This is a genomic window from Oceanobacillus halophilus (genome assembly GCF_003628505.1).
GTDB classification, from domain to species: domain Bacteria; phylum Bacillota; class Bacilli; order Bacillales; family Amphibacillaceae; genus Oceanobacillus; species Oceanobacillus halophilus.
The window spans coordinates 89,724-110,105 of record NZ_RBZP01000010.1 but is presented as its reverse complement, the minus strand read 5'-3'; the positions used below and the strand labels follow the sequence as shown (position 1 = coordinate 110,105).

Here is a 20,382-nt window from a genome sequence, read left to right as displayed (position 1 = left end):
GAACATGCACCTAAAATTACAAATATAAGCAATAATAACAAGACCTTTTTCAACATAAAATTCCCCCAAAATAAATTTCCTACGACTTATTAAAACATCCACTTAAAATAACCTGCCCCTATACTTCAAAAAAGGTGCCTTGAAGAAATGGGCAGTTTAAGTGAAAAACTCACAATGTTTTCCCTTTATAAAATCGGGTCTTCGGAATATATAGTGGAAAACCCAGTTTAATAGTTTAACAACAATTTAATCATAAATCGGATTATTTAGTGGAATATCATTATCCTTTATTGGTATAATTAACCTATCAAATGATAGGAGTGATGGTAATGAGAGAGTTTAAGTTTCGTGCTTGGATAAATTTGTACTCACATTGGCATATGACAAATGAAGTACAATATGTGGATGATAAGACACTTGAATGCAATTTAAAAATTATTGGTAATATCTATCAAAATCCAGAGTTGGTTCAGGTGTAATATGAACGACTTATTATTCCTCCCAGATCTTACAGCAATCGAACCACCACAAGAGAATGAAACCGATATGATGTTTAAAGTGGAAGCAATCTATCCTCCAGAACGTTGTCCAGAATGTGGTTTTGACAAGTTATATAAGCACAGCTCACGAAAACAATTGATTATGGATTTGCCCATTCGTTTAAAGCGAGTTGGCTTACAATTGAACCGTAGACGTTATAAGTGTCGTGAGTGTGACTCGACCTTTTGGGAACGTCTTATATCCATTGACGAAAAGCGTAGTATGACCAGAAGGCTGTTAGAATCCATTGAAGAGCAATCAATGTCTAAGACCTTTGTTAGAAGTCGCAGAAAGCGTTGGTGTTGACGAGAAGACCGTTAGGAACGTCTTTAAGGACTATGCGGCATTTAAAGAAAGAGAATACCAATTTGAGACTCCTAAATGGCCTGGGATAGATGAAATACACATCATTCGTAAACCTCGTCTGGTACTTACCAACGTCGAACGGAGAACTATCTATGACATCAAAAAGGATCGTAACAAGGATACAGTCATTAAACGCCTTTTAGAGATTGAAGATAGGTCTTATATCGAATACGTCACAATGGATATGTGGAAACCTTACAAAGATGCAGTGAATATCGTCCTTCCACACGCTAAAGTGGTGGTAGATAAGTTTCATGTAGTCCGTATGGCAAATCAAGCCTTGGATAGTGTTAGGAAATCTTTAAGAACTAATATGACACCAAAAGGAAGAAGAACACTTATGCGTGATAGGTTTATACTTCTCAAACGCAGGCACGATCTAATCGACCGTGAATTGCTACTTTTAGAAACTTGGCTTGGAAATATTCCTGATTTGAAGGAAGCCTATGAACTCAAAGAAGAATTCTATAAGATATGGGATACGCCAAGTTCACAAGAAGGTGAAAAACGATATATAAATTGGCGTCAGCGTTGTGTATCCAGTAATGTTAAAGATGCTTATAAAGACCTTGTTAGAGCCGTAGACAATTGGAATGAAGAAATATTCAATCACTTTGATAAAAGACTTACTAACGCATATACAGAGTCTATAAAATAGCATTATACGTCATGTTGAACGACTGGGAAAAGGATATTCTTTTGATTCTTTAAGGGCAAAAATTTTATTCAACGAAAAGCTTCATAAAAAGCGGAAACCTCGTTTTAATAAAAATGCTTTTTACGATGCTTTACCAAATATGTTTGACCACGTTACAGATCACAACGTTTCAGATAACTTTGGTATCGACTTCACCACATTTATTAAGGAGTTGGAAAAGGGAGAGCTATAAGTTCCGTTCCACCATAAATCCGAAAATCCAAGAAAAAAGCACCCTATATAAATTTCAGGGTGCTAGAAATATTATGTTACTGAACATTATTTATTAATAATTTGTACTTGCTCATGTTTATGGACATAATCTTCTGGTAAAGGAAGTTGACCATTCTCGTCCATTTTGTACTCTTTACCTTGAATTATAAATATAGTATTTTCATCATGTCCAAACTTTCTCCAGTCCTTCTCTTTCATTCCTCTACTCTCAAGATCAACTTCATGAATAACACCAGAAGGATCGATCCTATATCTTGTCGGTTTATTATTTATAGTGAAAGGCTCTTCGGTATTGATTCCCAATCTATTAAATCCTTCTAGTACTTCACTAGCTTCTCTTGCAGTATACATAATATTAATTCTTCCAGTCTCTGCAAACGTCTGTAAATGAGTTAAAAATTGCCTGTTTTTCTCTAGATGGACACGTTTCTCATCACTAATTTGATTATCGTAATGCAGTGTTTGAACGTAACTTGAATTTGAATCATTATTAAATTGATAGTTTATCAATCCATAATCTGTATCCACACTGTATACTTTGTTTTCTTCAATAGTTAAATTGTAATTTCTGTCAACCTGTAACCGTGGTGAAATAGATTTATCATTGTATTTCACTTTATTAGTTTTGGGATTATATATTTCTACATTCTTATTAGAATGAACACCATCAGTTCTCTCTATTGATTGTGAAACTGTGTTACGGAAATTTTGTTGTTGGACATTACTTTTATCAAAATAATTATTTAGTAATCTTTGAATACTAGAGACCATTTGACCTTTTCAAACCTCACTTCATCTCTATTTTATAATCTAAAGTAATATTTGGAGTTAAAGTATAGGTAGCAGTTTCGCCTGGATAAAAGTCGGCAGAATGCCTAAATGCCCAACCCTGCTTTACCAAGATTTGATCACTCTTAGGTGCAACATCTAAATCACTAGGGCTATATAAAGGATAGGTTGCATCTATCCAATTTAAGCTAGAATTAGGTCTCAAACTTCTTTTTATACTATAAAGGCTAAGAGAAGATCGGTTAACTTCAGTACCCCCCACTGTAAAGCCTGTTAATATCGAGCCTTCAGGTATAGAATCTATGTCTGATAAATCAAAGTATTGTATCCTACTGGTAGTGTTAGTAGGTGTTAAAGACGAATTCAGAAGATTGATTTGGTACTCATTTCCATAATATAAATAAATAGGTTCCCCAACTATGACTCTTAAACTATAGGGATATTGGGTTCTCCCATCATCTGAAGGTGTGATGAATAAGTAATAGTCACCATAATTGTCAGTTGGGAATTCTACTTGTCTACTACCTTCCTCGCCAATTTCATTTCTTTGTATAATAGTATTACCATTCGAATCAGTTATCACTATGTCATAGGTTTTTTGTGATACAATAGTTAATTTCTCTGTAGGGTTCATTCCTAACTCAATTTTATAAACTCTACTGTCAGTATCTGAGTTGATTTCAGTTAGGTGATTCTTCTCCGGCATTGTTCTATCGGTCTTATCGTTTCTAGGCAATTCTATGGCATCTTCTACTTGATCCGGGGTGCTCGTATCCGCACTAATAGCAATTGGGGACATTAATAAAGTTACAAGAAATATTAAAATAAACTTTTTCATTTTGAGTACCACCTTTCAAAAATTTTGGGAATTGATTAACTTACAACTACAACAAATATAATAGTCATTATAAAGTTATAAGTAATATCCCTCCTTAAAAAGATATTATTTTTAATATCGGAAAAAATCCCATTAATTTAATAGATATAATGTACTATTTTTTATTTAATTTTTATTCAAATTTTCAATTTATATTTAGATTCGCACTAATTATACATTGCATTAGGTATTGCAACAGAAGGCTTTTGAACTAAAACTTTACTATAACTATATGGGTAGATGAATAGAAAAGTAAATTAAATGCTTTTTTTATAGTTTTTTAACTTCTAAAGTATATTGGATATTTTTTTCATAATTCATCTATAACGAAAGAGCATCTTTATGGAATTTAGTTAACTTTGGTATTCGTTTTTCCATATTTCTAAAGAAATTGAAGAAGGGTGAATTATAAGCCCTTTTCCACTATATATTCCGAAGACCCATAAAATCTCACCCCTTAATGTGTAAGGCATATCAAAAAGACGCCTTCTTATTCAAGAAAAGCGCCCGATGATTGAATAAGCTCTTTCTGCTATTTACTAGCATTCTATAACAGATGTTATTGAATAGTATATTTTTAAATTCTCATTTGTATATTTTGAACAAAGATTGGTTATATAGTTGGTTATTGTAGAGGTTATTGTACCGTATAGTAAGATAACTGGAAAACTATACAGATACACAGGTACTGATAGTACAAACAAATGGAGATATTCACCAACGGAACTAATGCCTCCACCAAATAGATTTGGTACAAAGCTCTATTCAACGAGCGCGATTGTAAAACAAAAAAATCGACTCCCTGTACGATAAGGAATCGATTTTTTTAGGTTGGAAATATGCTTAGCGTATAAAATGTCCAAAATGTTGGCGGTACCCCATATAGCTTATCCCCTTTTAAGTGATGGTTATGATATAGCGTTTTTTACAATGTTGCGGTAGTAGCCTATAGTAAACAGAGCGAATACAAAATAGATAACCGTGTAAATCGACATGGCGATGGATGCCGGGATCATGGTGTCCGACCGGATCATAAATGAAGATGCCTTGATAGCAAAGATTGAATGCAGCAAACCGATTGAGAGAGGGAGTAGAAATACGATGGCCTGCTTTCGGATAATGCCTTTCATGATCATATTCACGTCAAATCCGAGCTGACGCAACGTCTTAAAGCTTTGCTTTTCCTGCTCGGCTTCGGTCATTTGCTTGAAGTACAAGATGCTACCAGTTGAGATTAAAAAGACAAGTCCAAGGAAAGCTGCGATGAAAATGAGCATACCTGTCATTTGCAGCACTTCTTTGTACTGCGAATAGAAATCCTCCGTTAATCGATCAAGACTGACGGATTTTGCGTATAGAGCGGAAGCGATGGCGAGCTCTTCCTTGTCCCGAACTTGATACGTATCAAAGTGAATTTTTTGATAATCGGGGGTACCGGCCATTTGTTCTGCGATCTTGTCCATCGTCGCTTCTGACACCAGTAGTTGAGTGCCGGAAGCATCTAAATTCATGATGTTCCTTTCCATCACTGTCCTCAATGTATATTTAATGGTCTGTCCATGCTGCTCTAGCTCTATTTCGGTTGGATATCGCTTATCTAAGTCCCCAGAAAGTGAGGCACCAGCATTGTACAAAATGGCTTCTCCATCTGGCGGCATGTCGACATCTGCGCCTGTTTGTTTAAGCTGTTCAGCCGGAAGCCATAACAAACTTTCTTCAAACTTGTAGGATTCGTCATTCGGATCAAGGATGACGCCTTGCGTCAGAACCGCTTCAACGACGTGGTGTTTCACATCGATGCCTTCCTCCTCCAGCTCGCTCTGGAACGACAGCGCCTCCTGCTGCTCGTTTTCAAACATAAAATCATAAGGGAGATCACGGCGGGTCTCTTGCTCTACGGAGTAGTAGAAGGAGTAAGCCATAGAAATCATCGTGATCGTCATCGCCGATAACAACGTAATCAAAGTAAGTGAGTTGGCATTTGCTTTCGTATGGTGCATCAGCGGAGCCATCGACAGGCTGTTTGTTAAGCCTAGGTGTCCATCTTTACGTTTGCGGAACAGGTAAAAGCACCATCTGATCGTAACGCGAAACAATAAGTATGTCCCTGCAACGATGGATCCGAGCATCAATAATGCGTTGACGAATAACTGTTTATTGATATGACCTGATAATTCATAGCCGTATCCAATCAATGCCAGACCGAGCAGGGCGAAAATAGCAGATGCCACTGCTTTAGGCGGCTTAGTGAGATCAGGTCGCTTATCGGCTTGAAACAGATCCAGAAGGGTGCTGCGATAAACCTTCTGGATCATCTGAATGGAAGTGATGACGTTGATGAGAAAATAGACCATCACCGTTTTAAAAGCCGCGGTTACGGAGAAGCTGATGCCGACAATCCCTTCTAAGTCGAGCAGATTCAACAAAATCAGGACGAACATCCTTGAAATTATCGGCCCGCAAATGATCGCAGCAAGTAGTGCACCTAAGCCAATCAGGATATTCTCGATCATGAGATATCGGGCTACCCAGCCTTTGGAAAGACCAATCAGCTGGAATAATCCGATTTCTCGACTACGGCGACGCAGGAATATGCCGTTCGCCGAGAGGGTAAAAATCCCAATGATGACAATTAGCATGACTCCCGCAATTTGCAAGCCGCCAGAGAAGTCAACGCTCGGATGTGTCATATTTTGAACAGCCTGATCGTGCTGTAGGGAGGTGAAGACAAAGTACAGGCTCATACTAAAGGTCAACGCAAAGAAGTACAAATAATAATGCTTCATATTTTGTCGCATGCTGCGAAGAGCTAATTCAAATACGGTCAACATGGTCACCCCCTAGTACAGCTTGTACGTCCAAAATTTCATTAAAGAAGGCATGTCTTGTTTTATCGCCGCGGTACAGCTCGGAATATATCTTCCCGTCTCTTAAAAACACAACACGGCTGCAGTAGCTGGAGGCTACCGGATCATGGGTTACCATGACAACAGTGACGCCTCGCTGCTGATTGACCTTCTCCAATACGTCCAGTAACGAGGAAGCGGATTTGGAATCCAGTGCACCGGTCGGTTCGTCCGCAAACATGATCGAAGGCTGGTGGATTAGAGCGCGCCCGGCAGCTGTCCGTTGTTTCTGGCCTCCTGATAATTCATGTGGATATTTGTGTGCCAGTACTTTAATATCAAACACATCTGCGAGGGCTGTGAACTCGCTTTCCGCCTTTTTCTTGCTCATTTTGCTAAGGGAGATGGGCAACAGGATATTTTCCTTCACTGTCAGCGTGTCCAGTAGATTATAATCCTGGAAGATGAATCCCAGCTTGTTGCGACGAAAGGCGGAGAGCGCGGAATTACTCAGCTTAGAGATATCTTCATCATCGATTAAAATAGTTCCATCTGTTTGATGATCAATCGTGGCTAAAACGTTAAGCAATGTCGTCTTGCCTGAGCCGGAAGGTCCCATAATGCCGACAAATTCACCGCGGGTGACGCGTAAATCGATTCCTTTTAATACATGCTGTGTGTTTCCTTTCGTACCATATGTTTTGTGAACATTTCGTGCTTGTAAAACAGTTTCTTCTATATTTAACTGATCCATAACGTACCTCCAAATGATAAGTGTGGCTTGATGATAGCTTTATTATACGGTTGGATTTTTTGCTTGTCGTACGTTTTACATGATAATCTGGCAAGGTAATGTGACAATATTGTCAGGTTCACTATTCTACACCAAAAAACAGCCAGGAATCATCCTGACTGCTTCATAGCTGCTATTACTCGCCCGCCCCTCTTCGGACAGCTTCGAATGCGTTGGGATTGACAAAAATCATTCGCATCACCGAACCTTTCGTTTGACTGGGTTGCACCTCGAGGGTAATTCCTAATTTATCTGCAACGGTATTTGCAAGATAGAGCCCCATTCCGGTCGCTGCGTTTTGAATCCTACCGTTTTCACCCGTGAAGCCTTTATCGAAGATACGTGGCAATTCGTGCGGCTGTATTCCCGGTCCTTCATCGATGACATCCAAAAAGACTTGGCCTGTCTCCGTTACATCTGTCACAATCATTATTGCTGTATTCGCAGGAGTATATTTCACGGCATTCGTTAACAATTGCCGAAGGATAAAGCGGCACCATTTTTGGTCTGTAATCGCCTTTACATCCGTTCCTTCGATACTAACCGCTAGATTTTTTTCCATACACCACGGTGCCAGTTCCCGTATTTCTTCTGCGGCAAGGTGCTGGACGGAGGCAGATTCAAGAACATAGTCTGCTTCGAGCGCAGGCAATCGAGTCATATGCAGCTGACGATCGACCAACAAATACACCCGTAACCATTCCGCTTCAATTTTACGTATTTCCGGATCACTTGGCAGGGCATCTAGGATTAGCTTAATGACGGTGAGAGGAGTCTTCACCTCATGAATCCATGAGGCCGTAAATTCTTTCGCAATCAGTTGATTTTCTTTATAGTCAGAAAGCTTTCGTTTGAACTGAAGGGTGGCCTCCCGTAGAATGTCGTCGGTCATCTGTTCTAGGCCGTCACCAGGTTCAGGAAGTGTCTCAATCCAGTCTAAGGCCATGTTTTCCTGCAAAGCAGCCAACGCGGCGGTATATTTTGTCTCTCTTTTGAAGCGCCATAAAAAAAACAGGAGAAAGAACAGAATAAATGCGGCGTTAAAATAAAGGAGAGAAGTCAATGTAACCTGGAAGCCTTGATCAAGAAGGATCAGAGCATCGGCAAAGCCGAGTAAGCCGACAAACAGTAAAATCCAGCTTTTCCTTGCACCAACGTAACGAATAAACATGGCACAGTTCCTCCTTTTTAGTACAAGTTCTCTATAAAGTGATGGCCATATAACCGAGCCCTTTTTTTGTCACAATCGCGTCTGCCAAATCGATCGTTTCCAGCTTCTGCCGCAAACGGGTTATATTCGCCGTGAGGGTATTGTCGTTCACGAACTGTTCATCCTCCCACAGCTTTCGTATCAAGTCATAGCGCGAGATAATGACATTGTTCGATTTCACGAGCGTGATCAGGATAAAAAATTCATTTTTTGTTAAATCCACTTCTTTCTCAGCGTTTCGAATGACACCTCGATTCAAATCAATCAAGGCACCGTTCCATTCAAGAATATTCACTTGCTCTTCGCCATAAGCATAGGTCCTCCGGAGAATGGCTTGAATTTTAGCATAAAGCACGTCTGTATGAAACGGCTTCTGGATGAAATCGTCCGCCCCCATGCTTAGCGCCATGACCATATCCATTGGATGATCGCGGGAGGAAAGAAAAACAATGGGTACTTTGGATACAGCGCGAATCTCGCGACACCAATGAAAACCGTCAAATTTCGGGAGTGTTACATCCATGATGACGAGCTGAGGCTGTTGTTCAAGAAATGAACGCATCACACCTTCAAAATCATCTGGTCTCGTGACCCGGAACGACCAAGCCTCTAGACCTTTCTTCAACGCAGCAAACAAAGCATCATCATCTTCAACAACAAATATGTTTATCTTCATCAAGCTAGCCTCCTAGTCTCGCAAATTTGACTGTTCTAAATAAAATAATTTGAGGTAACAAAGAATTACTCCTCATTAATATATCACAGATTAATGTTTCACCTATGGATTGCGGAAAGGCCCTATAGTTCACATATAATTCAATGTCTGTAAGGATTTTAACGTTTCTAACAAATCTTTTTATTTTTCCTTACCCATACCATTTTCAACTTTTTCTTGTATCTGTAACCAAATAGGTGTTGCTTCTTCTAAATTGGCAAGGCCGAATGTGCACCAAAATTTCTCATTTCATTTTCCTCTTTTCTTTAAGATATCAGATACGATTCATAAAGAATAGTATGGGTTGTTTATAAAAACCCATAACCTTTCTTCTTATGACAATAAACTGCCCGTTAGCATTCCTGTAGAACGTTAAATTTATTTATGACTCCCTTATTCCCGCATGCCTTCATGTAGCCTTTATTATCAACACTCATTCCATTTATCCGTTATTGTACTGAAAAGTGGTTTGAAATCCTGCGAATAAGCGAGCATTTACGAGTAAATTGAATCTATCTGAGGGAGTTTAAGTGAATATTTTCACAATCCATATATAATTTGATATTAAATCAAGCATAGTATCCATTAGATAATCCTGAAAGCCACTTTTAAGAAATTATCAAACTTTATTTCAAAGCCTCAACCCCGACCCCTTCCAGCAAATGTGCAAAGAACCGGGAGCTACAGTCAATGGCAAGCAGCTCCCCTGTGGCTCCGAATCTATACTTTAAAGACCGGTTTTACATTAGTGGCTCTATGGTGGCTCTATTTTCCGCAATCGGTGGCTCAAAACTACGCACAAGTGGCTCAATTCATCCGCAATAATCAGCTTAACACTGGTTCAACGAAAAAGGTTGGAAATTGTTCATTAAACATTTTAAATGCCTCTGTTTTTTTATCTGGACTTTTTTGCAAAACAAACGCACCAGTTACTAACACAAAGCTGTTACATTCCAGCTCATAAAAGAGTAAACTTACATGAAAAAAGAGTGCGTATTTAGCACTCTTAGTTACTACTCTTATTCTTTAAAATGTAAAGGTCCTTCTCCAGTTTATTTACCTTATCAGCAATAAAATCCACTTCATTAATTCTTGATTCATTTGTTAATTCGAACTGCCCACCAACACCTTCTAGTTTTGCTTCAATAGTATCAAATCGGTTATGCATTTCTGATTTTAAAGAATGAATATCTGATTTCATGCTTTTCATTTCTTTACTCATTTCTGTAAGTAGATCAAGAATTTGCTTATCCAATTTTATCACCTCTATCATTATTATAATAGATATTTATTAAACAAGCACTACCTATTTATTAATTGTTAGCTTTTGCCACAAAAGCACCCGTTACTTGAAGAGTGCACTGTCCTTTATTTCTTTACCAAAACATATTGCTGATCATCTAAAAAGAATGTTTCGCAAAGATGATTGATGTCATTTAATCTTATATGGTTTCCGAATTGTAACGTAGTGAGGTTAATAACTACATCCTTACTGTCATCTTTCTCTTTTTCTTCTTGTCCATCCCAACAAGAGTATATTTCTATAAAATCCCCTTTTAATAAGTGCTCATCAATATAACTAAAAAGTGATTTGATTGATTTACGATGAAATGATGTAATGTTTGAGTCTAGGTATCCTTGCACTTCATATACAAAAGGCGTTGTGAATTTATCTCTTACCAGTTCGTATCCAGAAACCAAGTTAAGAACATCAATCCCACTTGCATCTTCTTCTGTTTCGTAAGCCTTAACGAGCTTAGAACCGTTATTCTTTTTATTTTGCTTGTCTTCGCTCATTCCTTTTAACTTCAACTCCGAAAGAGGTTTATATGTTGGATTCCTACCAAAACTACCAGTAGGAAGTTCAATATTAGCACCGATGAAATGATGTAAAGTCATCTAAATATCTCCACTTTTCTAATATTATTTTACCATTAAATAATTAAATCCTTGTTAAACAATCCTGCCCGTTAGTTTAAGTACAATCCTTCACAAACTCTATATTTATTCTAACACGAATAACTAAATAATTTCACTTTTCTATGATTTTATTACCAAATAGGTTGCGATTATATTGTTATTTCCAATGCGAAAAGGGATGCTATATAGCACCCCTTTATTGATGTTTATTTACTCTTTGCACTCCAAAACCGAACTTATTAGAAGGAAAAACAGGCTTTTTTTCTAATTAGTCCGGAGGCTTTTTGGGAATGGGCGGAAAGTCATCAGGACAACGTGCAATTTATGGCTATTGAACCTCATGTGTTGGCACCAGAACCAGCATGGGTGAATCAGGAAAGACGGAGAGAAATGGATCAATCCTTGACCAAGAAAAAGAAATATAAAACCTGGACAACGAAAGAAGATAGAGAACTAGTACGGTTAAGAGAAGAAGGATTAACCTATAAAAAAATCGGAGAAATGATGAATCGCAGTGCTATAAGTGTAGAAAGAAGATATAAACGAATTCCATTGTAATAAGCGTTTAGTATCTGTCAAACTATGAGATGAAAGCAGAAGAAGTAAAAAAAGCCCATTCCTAAAAAGGGCTTTTTACTTCACTTACTATTATAGAGACCGACGGAAAGTGCTTCGTTGATTTCCATTCCAATCAACCGGGCTGTATAAGAAATTTATCCATCCATATATTAACTCGTTTCCACTACCCCCAAATAAGTTCCAACAGGTTTCGGCTTCCCCAAATGAAATCCTTGTCCATAAGGAATCCCAAGTCTTTTTGCAGCTAGCAAATCTTCTTCTTTCTCTAATCCTTCTAAAATAAATTTGGTTTCATCCCCAAAGGTTTTTAAGATTTGTTTGATTACCTTTTGTTTCTTAATGGAAGTACTTAAACCCATTGCAAAATATCGATCCAATTTACCAATATCCGGTTCTATTTCCAATATAGTTACAATAGAAGATTCTCCTTGTCCTATGTCATCTAAAGCTATCATAAACCCCTGTTTTTTTAAATCCGCAACACTGGAGCGGAGAGTGGCTAGATTGGTTCCACGTTCCACTTCGGTGATTTCAAATACAATGTTATTAGGTTGAATATTCAAGGACTCTACTATCTTTTGTAACTCCTTTTGAAAAGAAGGGTGCATGAATGTAGATGGCAGTATATTAATAAACAGATATTTTCCAAGCATGCCATCTTGTTCTTTATGGTAGGTTTTAAATATCTGGGAAATGGAGTGCATATCCAATTGGAATAATTGATTGACTTCTGATGCGTAACGGAAGAGCGATTCTGGATTTTGAAATTGAGGTGAACGTACTAAGAATTCATAACCCATTGCTTTATTCGCATGTAAATCCACTATCGGCTGAATGACATGATATAAATTACCATGGTTTAGAAAAAAGTTTTGTTTGCTATTTATCAAATAAAATCCCCCTAATCTACCAAAATAAAAAATAGGATAGTACCTTCCCTTCAAGAACTATCCTATTTTCTAATTAGCTAAACCTTTTAAAGCTTAAATTGCCGTACTAATCCATTTAGCTCTTCTGCTAATTTGGCTAATTCATCCGCGCTTCCCGCAACTTCTTCCATGGAGCTTGTCGTTTGTTGAGAAGCGGCCGCAGTTTCCTCCACTCCAGCTGCAGATTCTTCGGATACAGCAGCAATTTCCTGAATGGAACTATTCATTTCTTGCGTGCCAGATGTTATATCAGAAATATTGTCTGTAATCATTTTGATGTTTTCGGCCATATCTGTTACAGAGTTTCGGATACCATTAAATTTCTCACCGGTTAATCTGATTTGATTGGTTCCTTGATCCACTTCCTGGTAACCATTGTTCAGGTAGTCTGTTACTACGTTAAATTCGTTTTGAATATTACCAACTATGGTCGAGATATCAGTAACAGAATCTGCTACTTGTTCTGCGAGTTTTCTTACTTCATCGGCTACAACGGCGAAGCCTCGGCCTTGTTCACCAGCTCTTGCAGCTTCAATAGCAGCGTTTAATGCTAATAAATTGGTTTGGTCTGCGACATCTTTAATAACATAGACTAACTTCGATATTTCTTGCGATTGGTTATCTAAACCTTGCACTTTTTGAGCAGATTCTTTCACGATTTTATCGATATTCTCCATTTGTTTCATGGATGAATCCATTAATTGCGAGCCTTCCATCGTCATCTCCAGCACTTGATGAGATTCTTCTTGGACGCGCTCTCCATTTGTGTTTGCTTCTTCCATTTTCTGTGAATAGGTTCCCATCATGGATGACAAATCACTTGTATTGTTCGCTTGTGTTTCAGAACCAGAAGCTAATTCTTCCATCGTCGTAGAAATTTGTTCGGTTCCTGAACGTATTTCGTTTGCAGATTGTGTAAGTTCTTCACTGTGTGTAGACACTGTGGTGGAGACATCGTTGATTTTTATCATAATTTCTCGCATGCTATCATTCATCTCGTTGGTAGCATGAACTAGTTGTCCAATTTCGTCTCTGGATTTTGTGTGCAGTGCTTCATTATTTAAGTTTCCGCTTGCGATGGACTTCATTTGTTCCATGACCGTACGTATTGGTCTGGTAATAGAGAAGGATGTAATTCCTGAAACAATGATACCTAATACCACAACGAGTATGGAGATTATGATTCCAAATAGAAAGATGGTTTCGCCACTTGATTCAATGTTTTCCCCTAGCTCTTTGATTTCCTGTTCTCTTTCTAAAGCTAAATTATTAAAACCTTCCAGTAATTCATTCCCTAGAGGTTGGACCATCGTTTCCATTAGTTCAATGGCTTTTTCTTCGTTGCCTTGGTCGTACTCCGCAAAAACTTCATCCGTTAATGTGCCCCACTCTATCTTTTTTTCTAGCAATCTTGCTAATTCATCCGAGTCACTTAGTTCAAGCGCCTGGTTTTCTAACTCGATACTATTTTCTGTACCAGCTTGAAATTCCTCTTTATAGGTTTGACTCTCAAATAATAGATACCCTCTAATTAAACTGGAACGATGTGCCATGTTATTCGCTAACTGCTCATCCGTAATTAATAATGATAGTTCCCGATCCATCATTTCACTTAAATCACTATTTATTTTATGAATTGAAAAGATTGTATATGTACTTAACAAAATAGCTAAAACAATGACAATGCCAAAACCAAAAAGTATTTTTGCTCGTACACTTTTGAAATTTAGTAGATTCCCTAACTTCTTCATTGGTTTCACCTAACTCTTTCGATTATTTTATAAAACTTTATTTAATGCTTCCTGTATTCGTTCGGCTTGAAAAGGCTTCACGATAAAATCATTTGCTCCTGCTTTAATGGCATCAACTACCATGCCTTGTTGTCCCATAGCAGAGCACATAATAATCTTTGCATGAGGATTTTCCTCTCTTATCTTTTTTACTGCATCTTATTCCATTCATTTCTGGCATCGTGATGTCCATGGTTATCAAATCTGGCTTTAACTCTCTTGCTTTTTGGATTGCTGCGAGACCATTTTCTGCTTCACCAATTATTTCATGTCCTAATTTTGAAATCATATTTCGTAATTGCATTCTCATAAACGCAGCATCATCTGTGATTAATATAGTTGCCATTGCTTTTCTCCTTTACTTCACATCTTCCAGTTCTTTTATGGCCAATACTTTTTCCAAATCTAATAAGATAATTAAATCATTATCTCCTTTGACTAGACCTTGGAAAAAGCTATCATCAATAATTCCGTTCTTTTCGATATGGTTCTCAATTCCTTCTAAATTTATATTAAGTACATCGGTTGCAACGTCCACCATTAGCCCTGCCTGAATACCATTTATGTTAACAATCAAAATTTGTTTGCTTTCTGTTTCGTTTGTTTTTGCGATATGTAGACGCATCTTTAAATCCATTACTGGAATTACTTCCCCACGAAGGTTCATAACGCCTTTAACATACTCGGAACTGCCAGGTACCATTGTGATTTTTTGTAGTTTTTCAATGGAGAGAACCTGCTGTACATCTAACGCATACCGTTGTTGATTTAGTTCAAAAATGATCAGTTTTATATAGTCTTGCAATGATCTACACCTCTTTCTATTTAATCAAGGAGAAGATATATGGATAAGTCCCCTATTTGCTTAAGTTGTAAAGGCAGATGGATGGCTTTCTCATAACCCGATAACTTTGTGTTACCTTCAAGAATGGTAGGAGCCGTTATTTCTGTTTTCAAGCCATCCTCCACAATATTTGTTGACAGTCCACCGCCAAGCATGTTTCCTAGCTCCCCGCTAAAGGAAGCAAGCATTTCCTGTTCAATAGCCATTCCGAACATTTTCTCTCCAATAGCAGAGAAAATAGTTGCATCACCTGATAACACTAATTTTCCTTTCACATCTCCCGTTAATCCAATCAGCACGCCGTATTGAAGTTGTAATGGATGTTCTAAAAGTTGAAGTTTTAAAATTTGATGTTCCATAGGAATAACATGTTTAATCGATTGGATGGTTCCATTTAAAAGTAAAGTGATATGTTTGCTTTTTTCTTTAGTTATGGTGGGCAAAATGAGATTCTCCTTTGTTGTAAACGTGGATATAAAAAAGGCCGCTCCTAACATAGAACGGCCAAGTAAATACGTATATCTTGGTAGCTAGGCGATCGTAGCTTAAAAAGCTTTAGACCCTAGAGCTTTGCGTCCTATCTTTTCAGATAGTTTGCCTTTAACATTATGTCAAAAAAGTAACATGTAACTAGTTAATATTTAACGGTTCTTTTTGCCTATATAAAAAAGGCGCAATTTCTATATTATGCCTTTTTCCAATTTTATGCAATATAAATAGAACCATCATTTCTACTATTTATTGACAAATGATAATTTGTGGAGCTTATAGAATAATAGGAATAATGGATTTACTTATTAGTAGGCTTTTTTCTAAAAGATTGTTGCTCTTTAACATGACTGTACCTTATATTTTATAGTTAAAAGTTACTATTGTATTTTCAAGCAGAGGCCTTTCCAATTTCGGGAAGGCCTCTTCCATTTGTAAGTGAAAACAAAAACAAGACTACTCTCTTATCAGAAAATTATCATAATTATATTGACATCTGTATAACATTAAAATAAGATGTAGTTAAGCTACATAAAGTTAATAACACATACGAAGTTTTACTACGTTGAAGTCAAAAGGAGAAAATAATGCAAAATGGAATGGAGCGTATTCGACAGGGGATTAAGATATTAAACCCTTCGGAGAGAAAAGTAGCAGAATTTATTTTTCATAATCCACAGGAAATATTGGAGATGCCGATTGCCAAATTATCAAAAAAGACAAATACAAGTGAGGCAACGATTATTCGAATGTGTCGATCTCTGCACTTTAAAGGATTTCGAGAATTGAAGTTAAGTATTTCTGCATCCATTAATCAGGGGAATCTGGAAGTTAATAAATACCAAGATATATCAGCAGATGCAACACTTTCAGAAATTATTGAATCAATTTCGAATAATAACATGCATGCTATTAATAGTACACTTGCTATTATGGATCCTAAAGCGATGGACGAAGCTGTCGATTTATTAAATAAAGCAAGACGGATTATTGCTATAGGTGTTGGTGCATCCGCTATTGTTGCGCTCGATTTTGAACAGAAACTAAAGCGGATCAATAAATGGTGTGAGGCTTTAACGGATAGTCATACTCAGTTAACATCAGCAGTCCATCTTCAAGCAAACGATTTGGTGTTAGCAGTTTCGTATTCGGGGGAAACAAAGGAAATCATTGATACGTTAAAAATTGTCACAGCTAATCATGCGAAAGTTATTTCGTTAACAGGCTATGGTACGAACACTGTACAAAAAATGGCGGATGTGAATTTGTTTGCTTCACCGATTGAAAAGAGTATTCGCAGTGGAGCAACCGCTTCCAGGATAGCTCAATTAAATGTCATTGATATCTTATTTACAGGATTGGCATCTATCAATTATAAGCAATCTGTTGATTATTTAGATAAGACGAGAAAAGCAATTCAGGACAGATTTAAATAATTTACGGGGCAGAGAAATATTCATGGGTTTACCCAGTGCACATGCATTGGTTTATATAAACATATTAAAGGGGTGTTAAAAGAATGAAAGAGAAAGTTTTTAAGCAAAGCAGATTACTGTTTCTACTAATCTCACTTATTCTGCTAGTAGGAATGTTAGCAGCATGTTCATCTGATAGTTCCTCAGAAGATGATCAAGCAGATCTAGGAGAAGAATCAGAAACGACAGATGATGGTGCATCAGCAGGCGCTGACGGGGAAATCTCCGGAGAGCTGGAAATCCAATACTTTGTCGGTGGTTATGGAGACGAATGGTGGAAAAACGTGATGGAAGGATTTAAAGAGAAATATCCAAACGTCGAAATAATTGAACATGCAGGGCCTGATATTAATACTGAAATGAAAACGCGTTGGATTTCCAATGATCCACCAGATGTTGTTTATATTGACGGAAACGGTGCAAGTGAAACCCAAATGATTAGTGATGGACAGTTGATGGATCTTAGTGATTGGGTGGGGGACATTACGTTAGAAGATGGAACGCCATTATTGGATAATTTTATTTCACCAGCTGAAGAGTTAAGCGGTGGAGAAATCTACAGTCTGCCACTTGTTTTTGATACTTGGGGAGTTTGGTATGACAATGCCTGGTTCCAGGAGAATGGATGGGAGGTTCCTGAAGACTTTGATACTTGGTTAGCTTCCATGGAACAAATTAAAGAAGACACTGGAATTGCACCATTTATTACTACTGGTCAATATCCACAATACTTCCAGCGTGGTGTTTTATACCCAGCATTTGCAGCAGCTGGTGGAGAAGAATTGTTAAATAACTTGTCTGACGGTGTGGTAGAAGCTTGGGAAAGTGATGAAGCATTGGAAGTCATGAAGAAGGTGGAAGCGATGGTAGAGGCTGGCCTTGTTGATGAAGGATTTGCTGCAAGAAGTCATACCCAGACACAAATGAATTTCATTATGCATGAGACTGCCTATATTCCAGTTGGTTTCTGGTTACCAACAGAAATGGCAGCGGATACACCAGATGACTTCGAATATGGCTTTATGCCAACACCTTTCAATGATTCTGGAGATGCGATGGCACTTGTTCCCGATATTCGTCCTGTAGCTATTGCGAAAGAGGCAGAGAATCCTGAAGCTGCTAAAGCATTTTTGGAATATGTCTTTACAGAAGAAAATGCACAGAAATTTGCCGAGTCTACAGGTGCTATTATGAATCTGAAGAACGTGGATCTTTCTGGTAATGAAAATGTTCCAGAATTCTTAAAAGGTATCAATGAAATGATAAATAATCCAGGTACAATCGAAGTGTTTAATCGAAATACACCAGAGGGCGATGACCAAAAGATTGCAATTGATATGACAGATGAATTGCACCTGCAGATTGTTGAAATTTTAATGGGGAACATTGATGCAGAAGAATTTGTTCAAGTTATGCGAGAAAAAGCAGAGGAATTACGTAATTAAAGAAAGGGGAAGAATGTAAAGTCTATAGGGCTTTACATTCTCTCTTATAAGCTATTAATTTACATATTTTAGTTTCATAGAAAAGAGTGATGGGATGGTACAGTCGAAAAAACAAAAATACTTATTTCTGGCATTCTGTTTGTTACCTACCTTTATCTTGTTTCTTGTGTTCACTGTCTACCCTATGGTAAATGGACTTTATTTATCTTTTTTTGAATGGTCGGGTTCGAGTGCGGTGAAGGATTTTATAGGACTTGATAATTATAAGAAATTGTTTAATGACTCCGTTATTCCGAAAACAATCTTTAATGATTATTTCTTTGTATTTACCAAAGTAATCGGGATCATGCTTTTAGCTCTATTCTTTGCGGTTGCTTTAACCCAGCTACGGATTAAAGAAGCCCCCTTTTATCGAGTGGTTTTCTTCTTTCCAAATATCATGTCTATTGTTGTGATTGGGATCTTATGGCAGTTTATCTTTGATCCAGATATAGGGATTATTAATGGTTTGCTAACGTCAATCGGCCTGGAAAGCTGGACCAGACCGTGGCTGGGTTCCATGGAATGGGCACTGCCAAGTCTAGTGCTACCTGCTATTTGGGCTGGTATCGGATTGTTCATGCTATTACTTATGGGTGGAATCATGAACGTATCTAAAAGTCTTTATGAATCTGCCGAAATTGATGGAGCAAGTGAATGGCAGCAATTTTGGAAAATAACCGTTCCACTCATTTGGCCGCAAATTAAAACGTCGATTATTTATATTGTAATTACATCTTTGAACGGTTCATTTGTATTGGTTCAAGTCATGACCAATGGTGGACCTGGTAATGCAACGGAAGTAATGGGTTCCTATTTATATGAAAAGGCATTTGAAGACTTTCAATTTGGTTATGGTGCGGCAATCGGTGTCTTAATTTTAGTTGTTTCTTTAGTAACTGTTCTGATCTTGCAGTTTATCTTAAAAAGAGAAAAAGTGGAACATTAAGGGGGGGAGATTATGTTCAGTTTTGTTCGATTCTTATCAAAGATTGCTATACGAATTCCGTTGCTCCTTTGGTCGGTTGTGGTTATCTACCCGATTCTTTGGATGGCGATTGGTTCATTTAGAACAAATGCAGAAATTTATGCTTCTCCATGGTCGCTTCCAGAAACATTTAACATCGAAAATTTTTTCTTAGCCTGGACAGATTTTAATATTGGCACGGCATTTTTAAACAGTATGACGGTTACCGTAGTGGGAACTTTTTTATGCTTGGTCCTAGCTATTCCAACCTCTTATGCCTTAGAGAAGCTGCGTTTTAAAGGAAGTGACATCTTATTCAACACCTACATCTCTTCCATGATGATTCCAGCTGTTCTTGGGTGGATTCCTTTGTTCTTTTTATTAATGCGAATGAACCTGCTGGATAATTTATTGGCGCTATCCCTAGTTTATGCAATATCGCAAGTTCCATTTACGATTTTTATTTTAACTAGTTTTATGGGAAATGTCCCTCGGGAGTTAGAGGAAGCAGCCGCCATAGACGGGATGTCTCCCTATGGGGTTCTATTAAAAATTGTTACTCCATTAGTGAAATCAGGGATTATTACAGCATCGATCCTTAATGCTGTATCATTTTGGAATGAATACTTCATGGCGTTAATTCTTATTCAAACCGACAGTAAAAATACATTAGGTGTGCAAATGGATCTTCTTGCAACTAATGCGCAGTACAGCAGTGCATGGGGAGTGCTGTTTGCTGGCCTAACGATTGCAGTAGTTCCTGTTATTATTTTCTATGCGTTATTCCAACGCCATATCACAAAAGGCATGACAGAAGGAGCAGTAAAAGGCTAGGTAT

General features: G+C 37.6%; 18 protein-coding genes, 2 pseudogenes and 1 riboswitch. Of the genes and pseudogenes, 7 read left to right on the top strand and 13 right to left on the bottom strand.

The features are described from left to right. Positions 1-329: 329 nt before the first annotated feature. Together D8M06_RS19860 and D8M06_RS20345 are read left to right on the top strand one after the other, a co-directional pair. Complete coding sequence (locus D8M06_RS19860; RefSeq protein WP_017186665.1) at positions 330-479, top strand: hypothetical protein; 150 nt, start codon at positions 330-332, stop codon at positions 477-479. 1 nt (position 480) lies between these two features. Beyond that, a pseudogene (locus tag D8M06_RS20345) lies at positions 481-1,796 on the top strand (ISL3 family transposase). An 86-nt stretch (positions 1,797-1,882) separates the two neighbouring features. On the opposite strand, the gene D8M06_RS12855 reads toward D8M06_RS20345, so the two are convergent. The 8 genes from D8M06_RS12855 to D8M06_RS12815 form a co-directional block, all read right to left on the bottom strand. After that, complete coding sequence (locus D8M06_RS12855) at positions 1,883-2,452, bottom strand: hypothetical protein (protein ID WP_147404976.1); 570 nt, start codon at positions 2,450-2,452, stop codon at positions 1,883-1,885. A gap of 172 nt (positions 2,453-2,624) precedes the next feature. Continuing rightward, the gene (locus D8M06_RS12850) at positions 2,625-3,464 is read right to left on the bottom strand and encodes a hypothetical protein (RefSeq protein ID WP_077706737.1); all 840 of its coding nucleotides are present in this window, start codon (positions 3,462-3,464) and stop codon (positions 2,625-2,627) included. 947 nt (positions 3,465-4,411) lie between these two features. Beyond that, positions 4,412-6,334, bottom strand: coding sequence for an ABC transporter permease (locus D8M06_RS12840; protein WP_241558948.1), 1,923 nt, complete (start codon positions 6,332-6,334; stop codon positions 4,412-4,414). Beyond that, a complete protein-coding gene (locus D8M06_RS12835) occupies positions 6,318-7,103 on the bottom strand; it encodes an ABC transporter ATP-binding protein (protein ID WP_077706738.1) in 786 nt (261 codons plus the stop codon). Before D8M06_RS12835 ends, D8M06_RS12840 begins: the two co-directional genes overlap by 17 nt. A 175-nt stretch (positions 7,104-7,278) precedes the next feature. After that, positions 7,279-8,313: a sensor histidine kinase gene (locus D8M06_RS12830; RefSeq protein ID WP_077706739.1), complete on the bottom strand. Its 1,035-nt coding sequence runs from the start codon at positions 8,311-8,313 to the stop codon at positions 7,279-7,281. A 31-nt stretch (positions 8,314-8,344) separates the two neighbouring features. Then, a complete protein-coding gene (locus D8M06_RS12825) occupies positions 8,345-9,028 on the bottom strand; it encodes a response regulator transcription factor (protein ID WP_176087387.1) in 684 nt (227 codons plus the stop codon). 1,045 nt (positions 9,029-10,073) lie between these two features. Next, on the bottom strand, positions 10,074-10,331 hold the full coding sequence (locus tag D8M06_RS12820) for a hypothetical protein (protein ID WP_241558947.1): 258 nt from the start codon (positions 10,329-10,331) through the stop codon (positions 10,074-10,076). A 104-nt stretch (positions 10,332-10,435) separates the two neighbouring features. Beyond that, positions 10,436-10,966 (bottom strand): hypothetical protein, encoded by a 531-nt coding sequence (locus D8M06_RS12815; protein WP_121204804.1) that lies wholly within the window; start codon positions 10,964-10,966, stop codon positions 10,436-10,438. Between the two features lie 345 nt (positions 10,967-11,311). Here D8M06_RS12815 and D8M06_RS12810 point away from each other — a divergent pair, with 345 nt between their 5' ends. Next, positions 11,312-11,545, top strand: a complete 234-nt coding sequence (locus D8M06_RS12810) for a hypothetical protein (RefSeq protein ID WP_121204803.1) — start codon at positions 11,312-11,314, stop codon at positions 11,543-11,545. A gap of 170 nt (positions 11,546-11,715) precedes the next feature. Here D8M06_RS12810 and D8M06_RS12805 read toward each other — a convergent pair whose 3' ends face one another. The 5 genes and pseudogenes from D8M06_RS12805 to D8M06_RS12785 form a co-directional block, all read right to left on the bottom strand. After that, positions 11,716-12,456 (bottom strand): EAL domain-containing protein, encoded by a 741-nt coding sequence (locus tag D8M06_RS12805; protein ID WP_158591790.1) that lies wholly within the window; start codon positions 12,454-12,456, stop codon positions 11,716-11,718. Positions 12,457-12,542: 86 nt separating this feature from the next. Beyond that, positions 12,543-14,246: a methyl-accepting chemotaxis protein gene (locus D8M06_RS12800; protein WP_121204801.1), complete on the bottom strand. Its 1,704-nt coding sequence runs from the start codon at positions 14,244-14,246 to the stop codon at positions 12,543-12,545. Positions 14,247-14,273: 27 nt separating this feature from the next. Further along, positions 14,274-14,631: pseudogene (locus tag D8M06_RS12795) on the bottom strand (response regulator). 12 nt (positions 14,632-14,643) lie between these two features. Beyond that, positions 14,644-15,090, bottom strand: a complete 447-nt coding sequence (locus D8M06_RS12790; RefSeq protein ID WP_121204800.1) for a chemotaxis protein CheW — start codon at positions 15,088-15,090, stop codon at positions 14,644-14,646. A gap of 20 nt (positions 15,091-15,110) precedes the next feature. Beyond that, complete coding sequence (locus D8M06_RS12785) at positions 15,111-15,572, bottom strand: chemotaxis protein CheX (protein ID WP_121204799.1); 462 nt, start codon at positions 15,570-15,572, stop codon at positions 15,111-15,113. A gap of 79 nt (positions 15,573-15,651) precedes the next feature. Beyond that, a riboswitch (cyclic di-GMP riboswitch) is annotated at positions 15,652-15,738 on the bottom strand. Positions 15,739-16,205: 467 nt separating this feature from the next. Between D8M06_RS12785 and D8M06_RS12780 the strand changes: the two genes are divergently transcribed. The 4 genes from D8M06_RS12780 to D8M06_RS12765 all read left to right on the top strand — a co-directional run bounded on the left by D8M06_RS12780 (position 16,206) and on the right by D8M06_RS12765 (position 20,378). After that, on the top strand, positions 16,206-17,054 hold the full coding sequence (locus tag D8M06_RS12780) for a MurR/RpiR family transcriptional regulator (protein ID WP_121204798.1): 849 nt from the start codon (positions 16,206-16,208) through the stop codon (positions 17,052-17,054). Between the two features lie 83 nt (positions 17,055-17,137). After that, entirely contained in the window at positions 17,138-18,538 is a 1,401-nt protein-coding gene (locus tag D8M06_RS12775) for an extracellular solute-binding protein (protein ID WP_121204797.1), read from the top strand. A 94-nt stretch (positions 18,539-18,632) separates the two neighbouring features. Further along, positions 18,633-19,526 carry a carbohydrate ABC transporter permease gene (locus tag D8M06_RS12770; RefSeq protein WP_121204796.1) on the top strand — a complete coding sequence of 298 codons (894 nt, stop codon included), beginning with the start codon at positions 18,633-18,635 and terminating at the stop codon, positions 19,524-19,526. 12 nt (positions 19,527-19,538) lie between these two features. Continuing rightward, on the top strand, positions 19,539-20,378 hold the full coding sequence (locus tag D8M06_RS12765) for a carbohydrate ABC transporter permease (RefSeq protein WP_121204795.1): 840 nt from the start codon (positions 19,539-19,541) through the stop codon (positions 20,376-20,378). The last annotated feature ends 4 nt before the right edge of the window (positions 20,379-20,382 follow it).